The sequence below is a fragment of the Brevundimonas sp. AVps5 genome, from assembly GCF_058681515.1.
Genome location: NZ_CM178740.1, coordinates 335182 through 353991, shown reverse-complemented (window position 1 = coordinate 353991; position 18810 = coordinate 335182). Strand labels below are relative to the sequence as shown.

Below are 18810 nucleotides of genomic sequence, written 5' to 3'. Positions count from 1 at the left end.
TTCTGGCTCAACAAGGAAGGGATTTTTCCATGCGCAAACTGATCATAGCCTCCGCCTCGCTGGCTCTGGCCGCCTCGCTCGCCGCCTGCGGTGAATCGGCCGCCGACAAGTCCGCCGAGGTCCAGGCTGACGCTCTGGAGCAGCAAGCCGCCGCCGCTCCGACCGAGGAGCAGGAAACCGCCCTTAACGCCGAGGCTGATCGCATCGAGCAACAGGCCGGCAACGCCGACGGCGGCATGACCACCGCCAACACGCCGAACACCTCGCCATCGTCGCCGGAAAGCGCGATGGCCCCGGTCACCACGCCCCCGGCCAACTAGAGCCTGATCGGCATCAGGGTTAAGCGTGAATCGTGCTCCCGGCCGCACCGGGACCTGAAGACCGATCGGCCCCCGTCGCAAAAGCGGCGGGGGCCTTTCGTTGTCCTGTTTCGCCAGCTGGCCCCGCGGGCGATCAGAAATCGAAACGGGCGGAAAGATTGATCGTGCGACCGTTGGCTGCGCGTCCAAACCCGATCCCGTTGGCTGGAACCGACGGCGTCGTGATCTCGATGAAGGCCGTCTCGTCGAACAGGTTGTTGGCGTCCAGCATGAGCTGGACCCTGTCCATCGGGCGGTACTGAACGAACGCGTTGACGAGCGTATAGCCCGGCATCCGCATCAGGTTGTTGTCCTGCACAAAGCTGTCGGTCGTGCCGATGATATTGGCGCCGATGGTGACGGCCCGCGTCTCATACTGCGATGTCGCCTGGAAGATGAAGTCCGGCTGACGGCGAGGCACCTTGCCGGCCACAGCGGCGTTCAACTTGTCACCAACGATCTCGGCCTGGGTCCAGGTCACGCCCCCCGCCATGCTGAACCCACCGATCTGATAGCCCGCCTCGGCCTCCACGCCATAGGCGGTGTAGGTCCGGTCCGTGGTGATGGCGCCCGCCTGGACGTTCGTATCCTCTGTGTCGGCGGAGAAGCCGGTGACGTTTACGGTCATTCCGGAAGCACGATATTTGAACCCGCCTTCGAGTTGTTCGACGATATCGTAGCCATCGTCCTCATCGAGCAGGCTGCCGTCGATCGTGCTCACCTTGGTCGAGAACAGCACCTTGTCGGCAGCCGCCCGGGCCCCGCTGCTGTAGCGCGCAAAGACCGCAAACGGCTCGGCCACCCGGAAGTTGATGCCCGTCGAATAGCTGAGATAGCCATAGTCGTAGTCGACGGGGGCGGGACGGTCGAACGGCGTGAAGGCGGTCCGCGCTTCGGCCGCGGAAATCACGCCATTGCCGTTGAAGTCCGTGGGCCGGATACCGATGCGGCCGCCGCCGAGATCGGCACCAAACAACTGGCCGCTGACGTTGCCCGAATCGTAGCGAAGGCTGCCCCCGATTGCGAACCTGCCGATGCGATAGTTGAGGGAGCCATAGGGGGCAGTGATATCGTACTGGACGTCGTAACTACGCCGGAAGAATGCCGTACTGCCGGAGCGGTTGAAGCCCTGATAGCCGTTCTGCGTCTGTGGGACGCCCGCCGCGTTGGTGTAGTTGATCAGAGCCGAGCTGCCGGCCCCCGCTACATCCTGCAGGTGGTTACTGTAGAGCCAGTCGCTCGTGTAATCCTGCAGCGACTTGTAGATTCCGGCGGTCAAGGTCAGTTCGGCCTCGCCGACCGCGAAGACACGCGAGGCGCGCAGATCGTTGATGAAGTTGTCAAGCGAGCGCGATTCGACCCGATTCAGCGAGGTTGCCACAACCAGGCCGTTGCCGTTTATGGAGCCGAGGTTCGAGATGACCTGACCCGCCCGCGGGCCGGTGGCATAGCTGAACGTCCCGGTGCCCCCGCCGAGCGAGGCCGGCAATGCACTGCCCGAAAGGATGCTCGAGATGAGGTTACGGGTCGTGCCGCCCTCGATCATGGAGTAGCGGCCACGCTGGGTAATCGTCCAGTCGGCGATGTCGAACTGTGCTTCAAGACCGACCGACCGCACCAGCGCACTCTGGCCCTGGCTGATCGGCAGAACCGCGGGATTGTTGTTGGCGTCGAGCGTGGTGAGATCGGGCAAGAATCCCGACATCATGAAGTCGCGCCTGACGTCGTAGGTGTTGAAGCTCTCGAACACCGGATTGTCGTTGGTGCCCGTTATGCGGACCGGGCCCGGAAGATAGTGGGGCGAGCGGTCATCGAGATACTTGCCCGAGAGCCGGACATAGCCGTTGGCAAGCTGTTTGGTGAGGTTGAACTTGAACTGGCCGCCTTCAAAGGCGTTGAACCCCGCCCGGCGCGGGCCTTCGCCGGTCCTGTAAAAACCGCCCAGGTGGAAGCGCAGGCTATCGTTGATGGGCGCACCGTAGTCGAAATCCACCCGCGTCGTGTCATAGTTCAGTCCGCTGGTCAGCTGGATCGCGCCGCCTTCGACATCTCCGGTCTTGGAGATGAGATTGATCACTCCGCCTGGCGAGTTGGACGCGAACGTCGATGACGAGCCGCCGCGGATGGCCTCTACGGCCGCCAGATTGAAGTCTGCGCGGATATAGATATCGGTCGCGCCGTTGAAGAAGTCGCCAAACTCGAGGACGGGCAGACCGTCCTCCTGAAGCTGCATGTATTTTGATCCGCCGGAAGCCAGCGGAAGTCCGCGAATCGTGTAGGCGGAGCTGCCGTCGCCGGTCGACGATTCCGTCCGGATACCCGGAATGTTGCGAAGAATGTCGCCCAGCGAGCGGGCACTCAGCGCGTCGAGGTCGCCGGCCCTGAGGGCACTTGTGGAGGTCGCGCTGTCGAGCCGGTCACGGCCCCTCGCAACACCGGTGGAGAACACCGCCTCGCTGCTGGCCGGCGCGACTGCGGGCGGGCCCTGGCGTGCGGCCTGTGTCTGGATGACGGCGCTGTCGTCAGGCCTGCTGCCGGGTTCAGCCGCGAGGGCGGGCGTGAAGGCGGCGGCCAGAACAACTGGCGCGAAGGCCGAAAACATTAACTTCGCCGTCATGGAATTTCCTCAGATCTAATGGTGTCTTTCCGATGTATTCACCACGGGAGTTAACACACGACTAAAGGCTCAGCTCGCACCCACCTGAATTGCTATAACTACGTATTATTGCGTATGTCGTTGCTCATGTGACATCTATTTCTGGAACAACAAACAATGAATACTGGCCATGCGACCTGCTGTGTTGCAGCCGTCCACCACGCCAGTACAGGAACGGTACCGAACGGCCCGCGTAGCGGCGCCTGTTCCGGTCCTCCGGCGCAGCCGACGCGTCACAGCGAATGAGGGGGAGGGTCACCGTCCTTGGGGGCGGCGAGACTATTTCTTCGGCGGAAGAGGGATGAAGGCGCTGGTCCGGCGGATATAGTCCGCATAGTGCGGCTTGGTCTTGCCGATGGCCTTTTCTGTGATGCCGATGCCCGACCACTTCGTCAGGGTGAAGGTCAGGAAGATCGGCCCGACCACCGAGGCGATCCCGACCCAGCCGGTCTCGGCCGCGATCAGCCACAGCCCCCACCAGACGCAGGCGTCGCCGAAATAGTTGGGGTGGCGGGTGTAGCGCCACAGGCCGGTGTCGAGGACCTTGCCCCTGTTCTTCGGATCCTTGCGGAAGGCCGCCAGCTGGGCGTCACCGATGCTCTCGAAGCCGATACCGACAACGACGACGACGGCCCCGATCCAGCCGAGCCAGCCGATCGGCCCGTGTTCGATCTGGCCCAGTTGCACTGGCAGGGAGGTCAGCCACGCCAGAAACGCCTGGGGCAGGAAGACAATCAACAAGGCCGTCTTGCCGAAGCTCCAGCCGTGCTTCCTTTCCTGGGTCTCGACTATCTCGGCGTAGCGGCCGTCGACGCCCATCTCGCGCCAGCGGCCCAGCAGGTGCCAGGCCAAGCGGACGGCCCAGACGGCGCAGAGCCAGAGCAGCAGGAATTTTCGGGTCTGGTCGCCGTCGGTACGGGGGAAGGTGATCAGGGCCAGAAGCAGCATCCCCAGCGGCCAGACGCCGTCGATGAAGCTGACGTCCTTCAGCCGCAAGGCCAGCCCCCACAGGGCCAGCATCACGGCGACCAGGACGGCCAGGTTCAGGCCCAGCAGGGCGGCGAGTTCAGGCAGGGTCATGCAGAAGAAACGCTAGCACGGGCCGGGTGGATGCGTCGCGATCAGTCGACGCACAGGGTCGGGCCGGCGCGTCCGTTTTCGATCGGCGTGTTGCAGCCGAACGGCAGGTCATTGGGTGCGCAAACGCCGGTGGTGGTCTGCGTGTTGGGTCCGGCCGAGGCGGCCCGGCAGTCACCGAGGCAGTCGTCACCGTCGCGGCAGACCTTGCCCGCATCCGGGAAGGGCACGACGCACCGTTCGGTCTGCAGCCGGCCGACGCGCATGAGTTCGCCCCCCTCCTCCCCGCAGGCCTGGGCCAGATCGTGGTCGGCGTGGGCCATCGGCGGCAGGTCGGCCTCGTTGGGAACGGACGGAGCGCAGCTGCCCGACAACAGGGCGGCGACGGCCAGCGCTGCGGTGATCAGAAGGCGCATGGTCTATCCTTGTTGAGAGACGTCGCCCTTGGCGAAGCCGGTCCAGACGTCGTCGTAGTCGAGTTGCATCGTCGGTGAGGTTTGCGCCCATTCCGTGGTCCGGATCGGGGCCCGGGTCTCGAACATGAAGGCCAGGGTGTTCTCGATCTTGACCGGCTTGAGCTCGGCGGCCACCGCCTTGTCGTAGCTGGCCTGGTCCGGCCCGTGCCCGCTCATACAGTTGTGCAGGCTCGCCCCGCCGGGTGCGAACCCGCCTTCCTTGGCGTCATATTCGCCGGTCACCAGACCCATGAACTCGCTCATGACGTTGCGGTGGAACCACGGCGGACGGAAGGTGTCCTCGCCCACCATCCAGCGGGGCGGGAAGATGACGAAGTCGCAGTTGGCCGTTCCCGGCGTGTCCGACGGCGAGGTCAGGACGGTGAAGATCGACGGGTCAGGGTGGTCGAAACTGACCGTGCCGATCGTATTGAACCGGGCGGTATCCCAACGATACGGGGTGAGGTTGCCGTGCCAGGCGACGACATCGAGCGGCGAGTGATCGAAGGTCGTGGCCCACAGCCGCCCGCCGTATTTCTGCACGCATTCAGTGGCGCGCGAGACGTCCTCGAAGGCCGCGACGGGAGCCTCGAAATCGCGCGGATTGGCCAGGCCGTTAGAGCCGATGGGGCCGAGGTCCGGCAGGCGGAAGGGTGCGCCGTAGTTCTCGCAGACATAGCCGCGGATTGGACCGTCACACTCGACGCGGAAGCGGACACCGCGCGGAATCACGACGATGTGGCCGGGGCTCGCTTCGATCCGTCCCATTTCCGTGGCAAAAATCTGATCTCCCAGCTGTGGGACAATCAGCATCTCCCCGTCAGCACAGTAGAAGACCCGGTTCGTCATCGACCGGTTGGCCGCATACAGATGGATGCCGACGCCCGACAGGGCCTCGGCATCGCCCGTGCCGCCGTATGACACCAGCCCTTCGACCCAGTCGGTCGGCTCGATCGGCATCGGCAGCGGGTCCCAGCGCATCCGGTTCGGCGACGGCGGCGCCTCATGGAACGGCCCTGACCGCACCAGCCCCTGGGCGAACGGCCTGTAGGCCGGATGCTGCGCCGACGGCCTCAGCCGGTACAACCACGACCGCCGGTTTTCGCTCCGCGGTGCCGTAAAGGCCGTCCCCGAAAGCTGTTCCGCATACAGGCCCATCGGCGTCTTCTGCGGCGAGTTGCGGCCGACCGGCAGGGCGCCGGGGACGGCCTCGGTGGCGAAATGATTGCCGAAGCCGGTCAGATAGGTCGCGCTGTTCAGCGTCATGAGTGTCGTCTCCCTGACCGGGAGGTTTAGCGGGGGTGGTTCAGCGCGTCACCCTCTCCCGCCGGGAGAGGGAGGATTCAGTATCCTCCGGCCCGGGCCAGCTTCTCGGCGTGGAAACCCGCGTCGCCGAGGAGTTCGTTCAACACCCGCACCCGCTTCATGTAGAGGCCGACGTCGTATTCGTCGGTCATGCCGACGCCGCCGTGCATCTGGACCGCCTCCTGGACGGCCAGTTCGGCGACGCGGCCGGCCTTGGCCTTGGCGACGGAGACGGCGAGGTCGGCCCCGGGCGCGCCGGCGTCGAGGCGTTGCAGGGCGCCCAGCACCGCCGCCTTGGCCAGTTCCAGCTCTGTGAACAGGTGGGCGGCGCGGTGTTGCAGCGACTGGAATTCGCCGATCAGCTTGCCGAACTGCTTGCGGGTCTTGAGGTATTCGACCGTGGTCAGGAAGGCCTGGTCACCGGCGCCGGTCAGGCAGGCGGCGGCGCAGGCGCGGCCGAGGTTCAGTGCGCCCTCGAGAGCCGCCTCGCCCGCATCGACGTCGCCGATGACGGCGTCGGCATCGACCTGGACGTCGGTCAATGTGATGCGGGCGGCGTTGTGGGCGTCGACCATGACGGTGCGTTCGATCTCGACGCCCGAAGTCCTGGGATCGACGAGGAACAGGGTGACGCCGCCGTCGGTCTTCGCGGCGACGATCAGGGCGTCGGCGATGTGACCGTCGAGGACGAAGCCCTTGGCCCCGTTCAGCTTGAACCCGTTGCCGCTGCGCTCGGCCGTCGTGGCGATACGGGAAGGCTGGTGTTTGGGACCCTCATCGAGGGCCAGGGACAGGATGGCCTCGCCGGCCGCGATCCTCGGCAGCCAGGCGGCCTGCCGATCGGCCGAGGCCGCGTCGATCAGGATACGACTGGCCAGGATCGACGAGCCGAAGTAGGGCGACGGCGTCAGGGTGCGGCCGAGACTCTCGGCCACGATGCCCGCCTCGACCGCGCCGAGGCCGGAGCCGCCGTGTTCCTCGGGGATGATGACGCCGGCGAAGCCCATTTCGCCGAACGCCTTCCACAGGTCGCGTGACACGCCGTCGGCGTCCCGGGCATCCCGCAGCTTGCGCAGGTGGGCGAGGGGCGCGTTTTCGGCCAGGAAGCCGTCGGAGGCCTCCTTCAGCATGGTCTGCTCTTCGGTCAGGATCAGGGGCATGGGCTCAGGCTCCCGGCAGCTGAAGCAGATGTTTGGCGACGATGTTCAACTGGACCTCGGAGGTGCCGCCTTCGATCGAGTTGGCCTTGGTGCGCAGCCAGTCGCGGGCGGGCGTGCCCTTGTGCGAGCGCTCGCTTTCCCACTCCAGGGCGTCCGAGCCGCCGGCGGCCATGGCCAGCTCGTGGCGGCGCTTGTTCAGCTCCGAGCCGTAGTATTTCAGCATCGAGGCGATGGCCGGGGAGACCTGTTTGGCCTTCACCTGATCGCCGACCCGCTCCATCGACAGACGGAAGGCGGCGGCGTCGATTTCCAGCTCGGCGATCTTCGTCCGCAGCATGGGTTCGTCGAGACGACCCGCGTCGTCCAGGCCGATGGAATCGACCGCGACCTGACTGATCGGCCGGCCGATGTCGCCGATGGCCCCGATCATGGTGCGCTCGTGGGCCAGCAGGGCCTTGGCCACGTCCCAGCCCCGGTTCAGGGTCCCGATCAGGTTCTCCTTCTCGACCCGAACGTCGTCGAAGAAGGTTTCGCAGAAGGCGGACTTGCCCGAGATCAGCTCGATCGGCCGGGTCGTCACCCCGGGCGCGGCCATGTCGAACAGGACGAAGGAGATGCCCAGATGTTTGGGCGCCTCGGGGTCGGTGCGGATCAGGCAGAAGATCCAGTCGGCCTTGTCGGCGTAGGAGGTCCAGATCTTCTGGCCGTTGATGATCCAGTGGTCGCCGCGATCCTCGGCGCGGGTCTGGACTGCGGCCAGGTCGGAACCGGCGCCGGGCTCTGAATAGCCCTGGCACCAGCGGATCTCGCCGCGCACGATCTCGGGCAGGAAGCGCTTCTTCTGTTCCTCGGTCCCGAACTGCAGCAGGGCCGGGCCCAGCATCCAGATGCCGAAGGACGACAGGGGCAGCTGGGCGTCGATACGGCGCATCTCGGAGGTCAGGACCTTGGCCTGTTCGCGGTCGAGACCGCCGCCGCCGTATTCCGTGGGCCACTGCGGCGCCGTCCAGCCGCGCGCGGCCATGACATCCATCCAGCGCTTGTGCGCCGCGGTCTTGAAGGTCGCGTTGCGGCCGCCCCAGACGCGGTCCTCGTCATTGTCGAGCGGGCCGCGACATTCGGCCGGGCAATTCGCCTCCAGCCAGGCGCGCGTCTCGGCGCGGAAGGTTTCCAGATCGGCCATGGTTCGCTCCCTGACGCCTGTGCCTGCGTCTCAGGCCGGCAGGTTAGCAGCGATCAGTCTGAAGACGCCACCGTGACGCGGCGTCAGCTTCTGCGACTTATTTCGTCGGCAGGAACGGCGAGAAGGTGATCACCGTGAAGGTGTCGCGGATGTGCGGCCGCGTCTGAACCGATTTGGTCACGAAGCTGCCGATGTCCATGTCCTTCGGCAGCTGGAACTTGGCCAGCAGGTCGTACTGGCCCGAGGTGGAATAGACCTCCGAGACATATTCGACATTGTCGACCATGTCGGCGGCGACGTCGTTGGCGTGGCCCAGCTCGCATTTGATGAAGACGAAGATGGCGGTCATCATGGTCGTGGGCTCCGGTGTTCGCGGGCCTGAGTAGCGGATGCGGACGTGGCCGGTAAGACCCTCGATCTCGAAGCGGAATACAACAACCGGGCGGCCGTGCCGGATCACCCCGTCGTCATGGCGCGGTGGAAGACGGAGGCAGAGGCCGCGCGAGCGGCGCATCCACCGGTCGCCCTGCCTTACGGATCCGGCGAGCGCGCGGTCATGGACCTGTTCGAGGCCGGGCCGGACGCGCCGGTCGCGGTCTTCATCCACGGCGGCTACTGGCAGGCGCTCGACCGGTCGTGGTTCAGCTGGGTGGCCCCGGCGCTGCTGAAGCATGGCGTCAGTCTGGCCGTGCCGTCCTACGATCTGTGCCCCGATGTGCGGCTGGGAAGGATCGTCAGCCAGATGCGCGACGCGGTCGAGCTGGTCCGGGCGCGGACCGGCCGGCGACCCGTCGTGTTCGGCCATTCGGCGGGCGGACATCTGGCGGCCTGTATGTTGAGCGAGGGGCGGGCGTCGGCGGCGGTGGCGATCTCGGGCCTGTTCGATCTGGAGCCGCTGATCCCGACATCGCTGAACGCGGCGTTGCGGCTGGATGCGCGGGAAGCGGCGGCCTTGTCGCCCGTGCACTGGCCCGTTCCGAACGGATCGACGCCGGGCGGGACGGTGCTGGACTGCTTCGTCGGGGGCGATGAGACCGCCGAGTTCGTGCGCCAGTCGCGCGACATGACGGACTTCTGGGGCAGCAAGGGTGTCGAGACGCGGTTCGAGACCCTGCCGGGCCTGAACCATTTCACCGTCCTGGACCCGCTGGCCGATCCCGAGAGCGGGCTGGTGGAGCGGATCGTGGCGTTGGCGAAAGCCTGACGCCCCTCGCAATCGCGGCAAAGCGTCGCCAGTATAGGGGTTCGCGACACAGGACGGATCATGGCGGAACCGACGGGAATGGGTCTGGGCCACGCAGTGGCGCTGCTGGCGGCGGCGGTCGTCGCCGTGCCCCTGTTCAAGCGGTTCGGCCTGGGTGCCGTGCTGGGCTACCTGGCCGCCGGCCTGGCCATCGGGCCTTACGGCGCGGGGATGATCGAGGACGCGGAATCGGTACTGCACGTCGCCGAACTTGGCGTCGTCATGTTCCTGTTCATCATCGGGCTGGAGATGCGGCCGGCACGGCTGTGGAGCCTGAGGAAGGAAATCTTCGGCCTCGGGGCGCTGCAGGTCGCGGTCTGCGCCACCCTGCTGACCGGAATCGTCTTCCTGTTCGGCCTGCCCCTGTACGCCGCCTTCATCGCCGGGGCCGGGTTCGCCCTGTCGTCGACCGCCATCGTCATGCAGTTGCTGGAAGAGCGGAACGAGAACAACGAGACCGACAGCCAGAGGGTCGTGTCGATCCTGTTGTTCGAGGACCTGGCCATTGTCCCGCTGCTGGCCGTCGTGGCCGTGCTTGCAGGGATATACGGCACGACGATCGAGAACCCCCAGCCGGTCTGGATGACCATCGGCTTCGCCATCGCGGCGGTGGCCGCCGTCTATGTCATCGGCAAGTTCGCCCTGAACCCGGCCTTCCGCATCCTGGCCCGATACGGCGGACGCGAAGTGATGACGGCAGGGGCGCTTCTGGTGGTTCTGGGCGCGGCCTGGGCGATGGATCTGGGCGGGCTGTCGATGGCGATGGGGGCCTTCCTTGCGGGGGTGCTGCTGTCGGAATCGACCTTCCGCCATCAGCTGGAGGCGGACGTCGAGCCGTTCCGGGGCATATTGCTGGGTCTGTTCTTCCTCAGCGTCGGCATGTCGCTGGACCTCGGCGTGGTGATCCAGGACTGGCCCATCGTGCTGGGCGGGGCCGCCGCCTGCATGGGGGCCAAGATGGCGGGCGTCTATGGCGTGGCCCGGATCAAGGCCGGCCACGGCGAGGCGCTGAAGCGCGCGGCCCTGATGGGTGAAGGCGGCGAGTTCGCCTTCGTCCTCTACGCCGCCGCCCTGGCCGCCGGCCTGTTCGATCCGCGCACGGCGGCGATCGCGGGGGCCATCGTCATCCTGTCGATGGCGCTGACACCGCTGCGCATGCTGATCGCCGACCGGTTGAAGCCGATCGAGACCGTGTCGCTGGACGGGGTCGAGGAGGCGCGGAACCTGAAGGAGCGGGTGCTGGTGATCGGCTTCGGACGGTTCGCCCAGGTGGTCTGTCAGCCTCTGCTGGCGCGCGACGTCGATGTTTCGATCGTCGACAACGACGTGGAGATGATCAAGGCCGCCGGCAATTTCGGCTTCAAGGTCTACTACGGCGACGGCTCGCGTCTGGACGTGCTGAGGGCCTCGGGTGCGGCGGATGCCGAGACCATTCTGATCTGTGTCGACAAGGCGGAGACCGCGGACAAGATCGTCGAGATCGCCCAGGCGGAGTTCCCGCTGACCAAATTGTTCGTGCGCGCCTATGATCGGGGTCATTCGATGCGGCTGATCAGGGCCGGCGTGGAGTTCCACATTCGCGAAACCTTCGAGAGCGCCCTGGCCTTCAGCGAGCATGTGCTGGTCGATCTGGGCTTCTCGGCCGAGGAGGCGAAAGAGGCCGTCGACGACGCCCGTCGCCGCGACGAGGAACGGCTGATCCTGCAGGTCGCGGGCGGCTTCCAGGCCGGGCGCGAACTGACGCGCGGCAATGCGGTGACGCCGCAACCCGCCCCTTACATCAAGCCGCGCCGCGAGGGCCGGGCCCTGAACGAGGAGGCCGCCGAGGCTCTGGAGGGCGACGAACCCAGGCCCCGCGAGACCGTCTGACCCCTGAACGACCTGCGTCGTTAAGGGCACACCGGATCAGCGAGTGAAGGCACCGGGCTGCTCCACTGCAACCGCAGCCGTTCCGACCGCATTGGTGGCGTCAGGAGACGTTCAACATGCCCAGGACATCAAAACCCGACCTGCGCCTGGTCGCAGCCCAGTCGGAAATCTACGACCTGATGCGTGCGCCCCGGACGACGGCGGAACGCGTGCAGAGACTGCAGGCCGAGGCCCGGGCCCTGGCCCTCGAGCAGGTCGAGGCGCTGGAAGGACTGCTGGCCCGGACCGCCGCCATGGCCGACGAGATCGCGAAGGGCGGCGAGGCCTACCCCGTCGGGGCGCGCGAGATCGCAGCGCGTCTGGCCGAGGACCTGCCGTCCCGCGCCGGAAGCATCAAGGCGATCATGTCACGCGTGACGTGACGCCGTCGCGCGCGTGGAGACGGTCGCGCATCCGTCTGGCCAGACGGAAAACCAGCACCGCCAGCACGATCAGCACCACCGGCACGAGGATCGGGGCCAGGAAGGCCAGGATCACCGTGAAGAAGGCCAGTACGTCCTCGATGAGGGACAGGACCGGATTGCCGACGCCGCCGGTCGTGGCCGTGGACGTCAGACGAGCTCCCCCTTGCGCCGCGTTGAAGGCGAAGGCCGTGGGCGCGCCGACAATGACGCCGGCAATGGCGGCGGTCGTGGGATCGACGCCGGCAAAGACGCTGCCCGCTGCGACGGCGCCCGCGACCGGCCGGGTGAAGGCACCCAGCACGTTCAGGCCGTGGTCGACGACGGGGATCTTGTCGCCCGCGAACTCGACCATGGCGGCGATGCCGAGGGCGGCGATCGCGGGCCAGTCGGCGAGCCACTCCATCTGGTCGTTCAGGTCGATACCGAACAGGCCGAAGCGGGCGGCGAGCGCCAGCATCAGCAGGGGCAGGAAGGTCCGCAGGCCCGTCGCCGAGGCGAGGCCGAGCCCCAGCAGGGCGGGCAGGACCCAGGTCCGCAAGGGACCGGCCGCGGCGCCGAGGCCCTGCTGAACCCCCTGAAGGTCGATACCGTCCATTCGGCGCTCCCCTGCCCGGCCTGACGCCGTCGATGATACAATGCCCCGGAACCGGCCCGGGGTCCGCCGGCTTGTTTACCCCACCAGGTCCGCCTGATCCCGGTGCCTGCGGAACCAGGCGACAGCGTAGCCGCAAACGGGGGTCAACGTGTGGCCCTCTGCGCGGGCGTGGTCGGCCAGACTCTGCATGAACTTGCCGGCCGCGCCGGAGCCGCGCAGTTCGTCCTCGGCCTCGACGTGAAGGATGGCGCGGCGACGGCCCTGGACCGAATAGTCGGCCCAGACACGGCGGATCTGTCCGTCGGCGTCAGCGAAGCCCTGCTCGCAGCGTTGCTCGGCCACAACGTCGCGAAAATCGGTCATGAAACTCCCCTCGGCTGAGGTCAGAACCCCGCCGCCGAAAACCCGTTCCTGGCGGCCGCCTATCGTCAGGCAGGCTTGTCGGAGACCAGGTTCACAACGCCGAGGATGCTCTTCACCGTGAACCAGATGCTGAGCAGGAACCACAGGGCACCGAACAGAAGCAGGAACGGGATGCCGATCAGGATGATCGACGCCGCCATGCTGATCGCGATCAGGACCCACAGCGCGATCGTCCACCAGAAGACCGACCAGAACAGCGTGATCTGGGCCTCGATATGCTGGCGGGGGAGACCGGTGGCGGAGCTGCGCGCGGCATAGGCGATGACCAGTCCGACCAGAACCAGCACGTTGGCCGACGGAATCGACAGGATGTAGAGGCCCCAGGCGATCAGGGCTGCGGGCTTGCCCTCGGCCTCGTGGCCGACCTCGAGGCGGGGTTGGGGCGCGTCGGACATGATTTCTCCCAAAACTAGAACAGCCAGGCGCGGGGACGTTCGATCGGACGCCCCGCCTTCAGTTTCATCACGCCCCCGGCTCCGCGAAGGATCAACCAAACCGCCAGAACGAACAGGACGAAGACGCCCCACCCAAAGGCGATCAGGATGGCACCGAGCAGGGCGACGACGGCACCGGCCCAGAGGGTGCGCTGCTGGAAGATGAAATGGCTGACCGCCACATCGCCCTGTGGACCGGCCCGGCCTGTCACGGCCACGAGGGCGATGAGGGCCGAGACGCCCAGGGTCGGCACGGCGAACAGGATCAGGGCATAGACGGCGTAGAGGCTCATGGCACCGTCGATCGGCGCGGGCTGCTCGCTGCGATGGGCGAAACCGCCGACGGGCCGTTCGGAGATCGGGGCCTCCCGGGCCCACTGCGGGATCGGCTCGGGCGGGAGCGGCGGAGTCGGGATCGACGTCGGTGCTGCAATCCCGGGAACCGGCGCAGCGACAGGGCCGGGCTCCGGCGCGATCAGCCCGGGTTCCAGGGCCGACGACCCGGGTTCGGGCTCGACCCGCGGCGGTGCGGGGGCACGCGTCTGGCCCTCCAGCGCAGCGGGCGAGGTGAAGCCGATCAGATCGTCGTGGCCGACGTCATGGGGCGGCGTTTCAGGCGCCGTCTCTTCGAAATCCTGGGGCGCATTGGGATCGCCGGGCTCGGCCATCGGGGTCCTCGCGTTCATGATGAAGACAATGGCGGGGCGGCCCGTCGGAGGCAAGCCGAACCGGGCGTCACTTTACGTCGGGCAGGTCGTTGATCGACAGATCGGCCCGGTCCATCCAGCTTCCGGCCGCCCAGGCCCGCTCGGCGGCGCTGAGGTGTTCGCCGACGATGACCGCATTGGTCGGGGTCTCTTCCAGGGTCAGTTCGACGCAGCGGTAGGGCGAGCCGTCATCGGTCAGGATGGCGTCCAGCTTCCTCCGCAGGGCGATGGCGAAGGCCTCCGTCGTCGGATCACCGTCGAACACCATCAGGCGGGCGACCCGCTGAGGCTCGTTCGCCTGGAACCAGGCCAGCATGGGATCCGCGCCGTTCAGCTGGAACGCATGGTCCACGGCCTTGTCGATGAAACCGTGCCAGCGGCCCTTGAGGCTCTCGAAGGAGGCGACGAAGTTGGCGCCGCCGAAATCCATCTCCGCGTCCGTGGCCAGGACGACGTGAACGAACTCGTTGTGGCCATGCGGCACCGCGCACCGCGACCCGGGGTCGGAGAGCAGGCGGTGGGCCATCGAGAATCGGCGGGTGAAGCGAACCTGGGGCATTGCGCGGCGACATGTCGTGCTTGTTGCGACTCAAAGCAAGCCACGGCCCCTCTCCCGGCGGGAGAGGGAATCACCTGCGGTAGATCAGTTCGCAGCCGGCGCCGTCTGCGGCCTCCAGCGCGCCGGGCTTGTCGACGCGGACGGTGACGGCCTGAACCCGACCGTCCTCCAGACAGTGCAGGGCCAGTCGTTCAGCAAAGGTCTCGACCAGGCCGACATGCCCCTCGGCGATGATACGGCGGGCGGAGGCGGCGACGGTCTCATAGTTGATAGTGTCGGCAAGGCCGTGGACCTCGGCGGGGCCGAGATCGAGGGTCACGTCGATGACCAGGGTCTGCAGCCGGCCATGCTCGTGGTCGTAGACGCCGATACCGGCCTCGACCCGCAGGCCCTTGACGAAGACGGTCAGGTTCTCGCGCCGGGCGGCCGAAATGGCCATTGCCGAAAGGGGTTCAATCACGGCGGGGTTCACTCGGCGATGTCGGGGGTCTGCCAGGCCAGGTGCTGGCCACCGTCAACGGCGATCATCTGGCCGGTGACCGAGCGGGCGTCAACGAGATAGACGACGGCCCGGGCGATGTCCTCGGGCGACGGGCCGTGGCCGAGTGGCATGGCGGCCTGTTCGGCGGCGAACTGGGCTTCGGACTGGTGGATGGAGGCCAGGGTCGGGCCGGGCCCCACGCCGTTGACCCGGATGCGAGGCGCCAGCGCCTGGGCCAGGGTCCGCGTCGCCCACCACAGGCCATTGCGCGACAGGGCGTAGGAGAAGAAGCGCGGATCCGGCTTCAGCACCCGCTGGTCCAGCAGGTTGATGATGGAGGATCCGTCGGGAGCCTGGGCGGCGAAGACCTCGGCCAGCACGACGGGGGCGCGCAGATTGGTGTCGAGATGCCGGTCCCAGGTCTCGCGCGACAGGCCGCCGACGCGGTCGTCCTCGAACACCGAGGCATTGTTGATCAGGATGGAAAGCGGCCCGAGCGCTTCGGCGGCCGCTGGGATCAGGGCGCGCGTCCCGGTCTCGTCGGTCAGGTCGGCGGACAGGACAGCGGCGCGACGCCCCAAAGCCCGTACCTCTTCGGCCACTGCTTCTGCGTCGTCGGCCGACTCCCGATGATGGATGGCGACGTCATGACCGCGCGCGGCGAGCGCCAGAACGATGGCGCGGCCGATCCGGCGCGCCCCGCCCGTGACGAGCGCCGCGCCGCGTTGGGGTTCAGTCAACCCGGCCGAACTCGAAGAGGTTGAACGCGCCGATGACGGCGACGAAGCCGATGATGATGTAGAGGGCCAGCATGGGGAGCTCCTGATTATGGTGCCGGAATAGAGGTGCCGGCGCTCGGGTTCAAGGCGGCTGTTGATCGGTTTCCCCGCCTGTCGGACAAGACGCCATGACCGACTTTCCCGTAACCATCTTTCACAACCCCGACTGCGGCACGTCGCGCAACGTGCTGCGTGCGATCCTCGATCAGGGCTATGCGCCGAAGGTCGTCCTCTATCTCGAAAGCGGCTGGGCCGCGTCGCAACTGGCCGACCTGATCGCGCGCATGGGCGTTCGGGCTCGCGCCGTCCTTCGCGAGAAGGGCACGTCGGCTGAAGCCCTCGGCCTGCTCGATCCGGCGGTGACCGACGACACCCTGATCGCCGCCATGGTCGAACATCCGATCCTCGTGAACCGGCCGATCGTCGAGACGCCGCTGGGTGTGCTCATGGCCCGACCGTCGGAACGGGTGTTCGAAGTGCTGGACCGGCGGCCGGCGACCTTCGTCAAGGAGGACGGCGAGGTCGTCGTCCTGTAGCGTCGCGGCATGAACTGGCGCGTCCGAATCGAGCCCTTCACCCGGCCGCTCTTCTTTGCCTGGTCCCGGCTGCAGCGCGGCATGACGCTCGGCGTGCGGGCCGTAGCGGTCGATGCCCAGGGGCGGGTCATGCTGGTCAAACACACCTATCTGGCCGGCTGGTGGCTGCCCGGCGGCGGCGTGGATCGCGGCGAGGCGACCGGCGATGCGGCGGCGCGCGAACTGTTCGAGGAGACGGGGCTGAGGGCGACGGCACCCGGCCGGCTGGTCTCGGTCCATTCGAATGAGCAGTTCTTCAGGGGCGACCATGTGCTGGTCTATCGCTTTGATGAGTTCGAGCCGGGCAGCCTGACCCACCACGGCGAGATCGCCGAGACCGGCTGGTTCGATCCCGCTGACCTGCCCGGGGACGCGCACCGTTCGACGCGGTCGCGGCTGGCCGAGATGTTCGGCGGTGCGCCCGTCGATCCGCGCTGGTAGAGGCTGGACGTATGAACTTCGCACCCGGGATCGCCTCGCTTCTGGCCATGTTGGCAGTCGTCCTCGCCGGCGGCGCCACCGCCCTTCAGGCGCCCACGAACGCCCGGCTGGCGACGGCCGTGACCGGCCCCGTCAACGCCGCCTTCGTCTCGTTCGCCGTCGGTACGGCGGCGCTGGGCATTCTTGCGGCCATTCTGCACAGCCGCCCCGACATCGCCGCTTCGAAGGCGCTGCCCTGGTATGCCTGGGTCGGGGGCCTGTACGGCGCGATCTTCGTGGTCGCAGCAACCTGGGCCGTGCCCAGACTGGGCGTGGCCATGACCATCACCCTGATGGTGGCGGGCCAACTGATCATCAGTCTGGCGCTGGATCATTTCGGCGCGTTCGGCGTGCCGCGGGCACCGGTCAATCTGGGCCGCATAGCGGGCGTGGCCCTGGTCATCGGCGGCGTCATCCTCGTGCGCCGGAGCTAGGCGGACGTAACCTCAGCGGCTCCGGCGGCGAACCCGAGGCGAACCGCCACCGGAGCCACCATGATCGAATCCCTGTCCCCGCCCCGCCTCGACGGCCGCGCCGCTCTGCGGTTCGGCATCGCCCTGATCCTGCTGTGGTTCGGCTACATGAAATTCCTGCCTTACGAGGCCGAGGGAGTTCGCGGCATCGCCGAGGACTATTGGCTGTTCGGATGGCTCTATCCGCTGGTCGGCGTGGGCGGGGCCTCGGCGGTGATCGGCGTGCTGGAGATCACCGCGGGCGTCCTGATCGCCGTTGGCGGCCGATTCCCGTGGGCAGGGCTGCTAGGCGCGCTGATGGGCATGGCGACCTTTGTCGTGACCCTGAGCTTCTTCTTCACCGCCCCCGGCGTCTGGCAGGAGGGCTACGGCTTCCCCGCCCTGGGCTCGACAGGGCAGTTCCTCTCCAAGGACGTCGGGCTGCTGGCGATCTGTGTCTATCTGTTGCTCGACGCGCGCGATCGGCTCGACCTGTGACCTGACGCCGGGCGGACGGAGTGCTATCCGTCCGCCATGTCCGCCCCCCTCCCCGACGCCGGCCGCAACTGGGTCGACGCCCGCGCGCCCGAAGGTCTGAAGCCCTGGCTGAGGCTGGGGCGGTTCGACCGCCCGATAGGCATCTGGCTGCTGCTCCTGCCCGGGTGGCAGGGAATTGCGCTGGCTCTGGCGCAGTACCGGACGACGCCGGGCCTGTACGAGCTGTGGCTGTTCGTCGGCTTCGCCATCGGGGCCTGCCTGATGCGGGCGGCGGGCTGCGCCTTCAACGACATTGTGGATCGCGACATAGACCTGAAGGTCGCGCGCACCGCCGCCAGACCTGTTGCATCCGGACGCATCAGCGTGAAACAGGCCTGGGCCTTCGTAGTGGGATGCAGTCTCGTCAGCCTGCTGATCCTGCTGACGCTGAGTGAAACTACTATCGTTCTAGGTTTGGCGTCGTTGTTGCTGGTGGCGGCCTACCCCTTCATGAAGCGGATCACCTGGTGGCCGCAGGCGTGGCTGGGTCTCACGTTCAACTGGGGCGCGCTGATGGGCTATGCGGCGGTGAGCGACCCGTTGAACTTGCTTCGTTGGGTGTTTCCCGAGGCCGGCATCACCCCGATGGCGCAGGGCTTCGGCGCCCCCCCAGCCATGACCATTGCCGCCGTCCTCCTCTACCTCGGCGGCGTGTTCTGGACCCTCGGCTACGACACCGTCTACGCCCTGCAGGACATCGAGGATGACGCCATGGTCGGGGTGAAGTCCTCGGCGCGGCGGCTGGGCAAGGGCGTGAAAGGCGGGGTTGCTGTCTTCTACGGACTGGCGGTGATCTCGGCCGGGTTGGCCGGACTGACAGCCGGATTGAGCCTGCTCTTCTTCGTCGGCCTCGTCGCCTACGCCGCCCATCTGGCCTGGCAGGTGCGCACCCTGAAGCCCGACGACGGCACCCTCGCGCTGACACTGTTCAAGTCGAACCGTGAGGCGGGGCTGATCCTGCTGGCGGCCATCGCCCTCGGCGCCGTATCACTGCCCTTCTAGCCCGGAGACCGCCCC

23 protein-coding genes are annotated in these 18810 nt (G+C 67.2%); 9 read left to right on the top strand and 14 right to left on the bottom strand.

Features of this window, described 5'->3' with window-relative positions; genetic code table 11:
• Window positions 1–29 precede the first annotated feature (29 nt).
• A complete protein-coding gene (locus ACW18A_RS01795) occupies window positions 30–320 on the top strand; it encodes a hypothetical protein (protein ID WP_492023111.1) in 291 nt (96 codons plus the stop codon).
• Between the two features lie 133 nt (window positions 321–453).
• On the opposite strand, the gene ACW18A_RS01790 is transcribed toward ACW18A_RS01795, so the two are convergent.
• From ACW18A_RS01790 to ACW18A_RS01760, 7 genes are all read right to left on the bottom strand, one after another.
• Window positions 454–2976: a TonB-dependent receptor domain-containing protein gene (locus ACW18A_RS01790; protein WP_492023110.1), complete on the bottom strand. Its 2523-nt coding sequence runs from the start codon at window positions 2974–2976 to the stop codon at window positions 454–456.
• 318 nt (window positions 2977–3294) lie between these two features.
• Entirely contained in the window at window positions 3295–4095 is an 801-nt protein-coding gene (locus ACW18A_RS01785) for a DUF1295 domain-containing protein (protein ID WP_492023109.1), read from the bottom strand.
• A gap of 41 nt (window positions 4096–4136) precedes the next feature.
• A complete protein-coding gene (locus tag ACW18A_RS01780) occupies window positions 4137–4508 on the bottom strand; it encodes a hypothetical protein (protein WP_492023108.1) in 372 nt (123 codons plus the stop codon).
• A gap of 3 nt (window positions 4509–4511) precedes the next feature.
• The gene (hmgA, locus tag ACW18A_RS01775; protein ID WP_492023107.1) at window positions 4512–5813 is read right to left on the bottom strand and encodes a homogentisate 1,2-dioxygenase; all 1302 of its coding nucleotides are present in this window, start codon (window positions 5811–5813) and stop codon (window positions 4512–4514) included.
• A gap of 77 nt (window positions 5814–5890) precedes the next feature.
• Window positions 5891–7012, bottom strand: a complete 1122-nt coding sequence (locus ACW18A_RS01770; protein WP_492023106.1) for an acyl-CoA dehydrogenase family protein — start codon at window positions 7010–7012, stop codon at window positions 5891–5893.
• Between the two features lie 4 nt (window positions 7013–7016).
• Window positions 7017–8195, bottom strand: coding sequence for an acyl-CoA dehydrogenase family protein (locus tag ACW18A_RS01765; RefSeq protein WP_492023105.1), 1179 nt, complete (start codon window positions 8193–8195; stop codon window positions 7017–7019).
• A 97-nt stretch (window positions 8196–8292) separates the two neighbouring features.
• A complete protein-coding gene (locus tag ACW18A_RS01760; RefSeq protein ID WP_332654744.1) occupies window positions 8293–8547 on the bottom strand; it encodes an Lrp/AsnC ligand binding domain-containing protein in 255 nt (84 codons plus the stop codon).
• Between the two features lie 45 nt (window positions 8548–8592).
• Here ACW18A_RS01760 and ACW18A_RS01755 point away from each other — a divergent pair, with 45 nt between their 5' ends.
• The 3 genes from ACW18A_RS01755 (at window position 8593) to ACW18A_RS01745 (ending at window position 11729) form a co-directional block, all read left to right on the top strand.
• The gene (locus ACW18A_RS01755) at window positions 8593–9399 is read left to right on the top strand and encodes an alpha/beta hydrolase (protein ID WP_492023104.1); all 807 of its coding nucleotides are present in this window, start codon (window positions 8593–8595) and stop codon (window positions 9397–9399) included.
• 60 nt (window positions 9400–9459) lie between these two features.
• The gene (locus ACW18A_RS01750) at window positions 9460–11307 is read left to right on the top strand and encodes a monovalent cation:proton antiporter-2 (CPA2) family protein (RefSeq protein WP_492023103.1); all 1848 of its coding nucleotides are present in this window, start codon (window positions 9460–9462) and stop codon (window positions 11305–11307) included.
• A 116-nt stretch (window positions 11308–11423) separates the two neighbouring features.
• Window positions 11424–11729, top strand: coding sequence for a hypothetical protein (locus ACW18A_RS01745; protein ID WP_492023102.1), 306 nt, complete (start codon window positions 11424–11426; stop codon window positions 11727–11729).
• Here the strand turns inward: ACW18A_RS01745 and ACW18A_RS01740 are convergent.
• The 7 genes from ACW18A_RS01740 to ACW18A_RS01710 all read right to left on the bottom strand — a co-directional run bounded on the left by ACW18A_RS01740 (window position 11710) and on the right by ACW18A_RS01710 (window position 15710).
• Complete coding sequence (locus tag ACW18A_RS01740) at window positions 11710–12366, bottom strand: DUF4126 domain-containing protein (protein WP_492023101.1); 657 nt, start codon at window positions 12364–12366, stop codon at window positions 11710–11712. The genes ACW18A_RS01745 and ACW18A_RS01740 overlap by 20 nt on opposite strands.
• A gap of 75 nt (window positions 12367–12441) precedes the next feature.
• On the bottom strand, window positions 12442–12729 hold the full coding sequence (locus tag ACW18A_RS01735; RefSeq protein ID WP_492023100.1) for a GNAT family N-acetyltransferase: 288 nt from the start codon (window positions 12727–12729) through the stop codon (window positions 12442–12444).
• Between the two features lie 65 nt (window positions 12730–12794).
• Window positions 12795–13184 (bottom strand): hypothetical protein, encoded by a 390-nt coding sequence (locus ACW18A_RS01730; RefSeq protein WP_492023099.1) that lies wholly within the window; start codon window positions 13182–13184, stop codon window positions 12795–12797.
• Between the two features lie 14 nt (window positions 13185–13198).
• The gene (locus ACW18A_RS01725) at window positions 13199–13891 is read right to left on the bottom strand and encodes a DUF4870 family protein (RefSeq protein WP_492023098.1); all 693 of its coding nucleotides are present in this window, start codon (window positions 13889–13891) and stop codon (window positions 13199–13201) included.
• A 67-nt stretch (window positions 13892–13958) separates the two neighbouring features.
• A complete protein-coding gene (locus ACW18A_RS01720) occupies window positions 13959–14456 on the bottom strand; it encodes a 6-carboxytetrahydropterin synthase (protein WP_492023097.1) in 498 nt (165 codons plus the stop codon).
• Between the two features lie 103 nt (window positions 14457–14559).
• A complete protein-coding gene (gene folB, locus ACW18A_RS01715; RefSeq protein ID WP_492024315.1) occupies window positions 14560–14928 on the bottom strand; it encodes a dihydroneopterin aldolase in 369 nt (122 codons plus the stop codon).
• Window positions 14929–14957: 29 nt separating this feature from the next.
• On the bottom strand, window positions 14958–15710 hold the full coding sequence (locus ACW18A_RS01710) for an SDR family oxidoreductase (protein WP_492023096.1): 753 nt from the start codon (window positions 15708–15710) through the stop codon (window positions 14958–14960).
• Window positions 15711–15877: 167 nt separating this feature from the next.
• On the opposite strand from ACW18A_RS01710, the gene arsC reads away from it, so the two are divergent.
• The 5 genes from arsC to ACW18A_RS01685 are packed head-to-tail and all read left to right on the top strand — an operon-like array spanning window position 15878 to window position 18795.
• Complete coding sequence (gene arsC / locus ACW18A_RS01705) at window positions 15878–16285, top strand: arsenate reductase (glutaredoxin) (RefSeq protein ID WP_492023095.1); 408 nt, start codon at window positions 15878–15880, stop codon at window positions 16283–16285.
• Between the two features lie 9 nt (window positions 16286–16294).
• On the top strand, window positions 16295–16765 hold the full coding sequence (locus ACW18A_RS01700) for an NUDIX domain-containing protein (protein ID WP_492023094.1): 471 nt from the start codon (window positions 16295–16297) through the stop codon (window positions 16763–16765).
• An 11-nt stretch (window positions 16766–16776) separates the two neighbouring features.
• Complete coding sequence (locus ACW18A_RS01695; RefSeq protein WP_492023093.1) at window positions 16777–17238, top strand: DMT family transporter; 462 nt, start codon at window positions 16777–16779, stop codon at window positions 17236–17238.
• A gap of 60 nt (window positions 17239–17298) precedes the next feature.
• Complete coding sequence (locus ACW18A_RS01690; protein WP_492023092.1) at window positions 17299–17754, top strand: YkgB family protein; 456 nt, start codon at window positions 17299–17301, stop codon at window positions 17752–17754.
• A 36-nt stretch (window positions 17755–17790) separates the two neighbouring features.
• A complete protein-coding gene (locus ACW18A_RS01685) occupies window positions 17791–18795 on the top strand; it encodes a UbiA family prenyltransferase (protein WP_492023091.1) in 1005 nt (334 codons plus the stop codon).
• Window positions 18796–18810: the final 15 nt, after the last annotated feature.

What these genes read in the sequence shown, in the direction of transcription:
- ACW18A_RS01700 (WP_492023094.1), top strand. Translation starts at nt 16,295, where the DNA reads ATGAACTGGCGCGTCCGAATCGAGCCCTTCACCCGGCCGCTCTTCTTT.
- ACW18A_RS01765 (WP_492023105.1), bottom strand. Translation starts at nt 8,195, where the DNA reads ATGGCCGATCTGGAAACCTTCCGCGCCGAGACGCGCGCCTGGCTGGAG.
- ACW18A_RS01785 (WP_492023109.1), bottom strand. Translation starts at nt 4,095, where the DNA reads ATGACCCTGCCTGAACTCGCCGCCCTGCTGGGCCTGAACCTGGCCGTC.
- hmgA (WP_492023107.1), bottom strand. Translation starts at nt 5,813, where the DNA reads ATGACGCTGAACAGCGCGACCTATCTGACCGGCTTCGGCAATCATTTC.
- ACW18A_RS01770 (WP_492023106.1), bottom strand. Translation starts at nt 7,012, where the DNA reads ATGCCCCTGATCCTGACCGAAGAGCAGACCATGCTGAAGGAGGCCTCC.
- ACW18A_RS01795 (WP_492023111.1), top strand. Translation starts at nt 30, where the DNA reads ATGCGCAAACTGATCATAGCCTCCGCCTCGCTGGCTCTGGCCGCCTCG.
- ACW18A_RS01685 (WP_492023091.1), top strand. Translation starts at nt 17,791, where the DNA reads ATGTCCGCCCCCCTCCCCGACGCCGGCCGCAACTGGGTCGACGCCCGC.
- ACW18A_RS01760 (WP_332654744.1), bottom strand. Translation starts at nt 8,547, where the DNA reads ATGATGACCGCCATCTTCGTCTTCATCAAATGCGAGCTGGGCCACGCC.
- ACW18A_RS01730 (WP_492023099.1), bottom strand. Translation starts at nt 13,184, where the DNA reads ATGTCCGACGCGCCCCAACCCCGCCTCGAGGTCGGCCACGAGGCCGAG.
- arsC (WP_492023095.1), top strand. Translation starts at nt 15,878, where the DNA reads ATGACCGACTTTCCCGTAACCATCTTTCACAACCCCGACTGCGGCACG.
- folB (WP_492024315.1), bottom strand. Translation starts at nt 14,928, where the DNA reads ATGGCCATTTCGGCCGCCCGGCGCGAGAACCTGACCGTCTTCGTCAAG.
- ACW18A_RS01720 (WP_492023097.1), bottom strand. Translation starts at nt 14,456, where the DNA reads ATGGCCCACCGCCTGCTCTCCGACCCCGGGTCGCGGTGCGCGGTGCCG.
- ACW18A_RS01690 (WP_492023092.1), top strand. Translation starts at nt 17,299, where the DNA reads ATGATCGAATCCCTGTCCCCGCCCCGCCTCGACGGCCGCGCCGCTCTG.
- ACW18A_RS01745 (WP_492023102.1), top strand. Translation starts at nt 11,424, where the DNA reads ATGCCCAGGACATCAAAACCCGACCTGCGCCTGGTCGCAGCCCAGTCG.
- ACW18A_RS01750 (WP_492023103.1), top strand. Translation starts at nt 9,460, where the DNA reads ATGGCGGAACCGACGGGAATGGGTCTGGGCCACGCAGTGGCGCTGCTG.
- ACW18A_RS01695 (WP_492023093.1), top strand. Translation starts at nt 16,777, where the DNA reads ATGAACTTCGCACCCGGGATCGCCTCGCTTCTGGCCATGTTGGCAGTC.
- ACW18A_RS01735 (WP_492023100.1), bottom strand. Translation starts at nt 12,729, where the DNA reads ATGACCGATTTTCGCGACGTTGTGGCCGAGCAACGCTGCGAGCAGGGC.
- ACW18A_RS01790 (WP_492023110.1), bottom strand. Translation starts at nt 2,976, where the DNA reads ATGACGGCGAAGTTAATGTTTTCGGCCTTCGCGCCAGTTGTTCTGGCC.
- ACW18A_RS01740 (WP_492023101.1), bottom strand. Translation starts at nt 12,366, where the DNA reads ATGGACGGTATCGACCTTCAGGGGGTTCAGCAGGGCCTCGGCGCCGCG.
- ACW18A_RS01780 (WP_492023108.1), bottom strand. Translation starts at nt 4,508, where the DNA reads ATGCGCCTTCTGATCACCGCAGCGCTGGCCGTCGCCGCCCTGTTGTCG.
- ACW18A_RS01725 (WP_492023098.1), bottom strand. Translation starts at nt 13,891, where the DNA reads ATGGCCGAGCCCGGCGATCCCAATGCGCCCCAGGATTTCGAAGAGACG.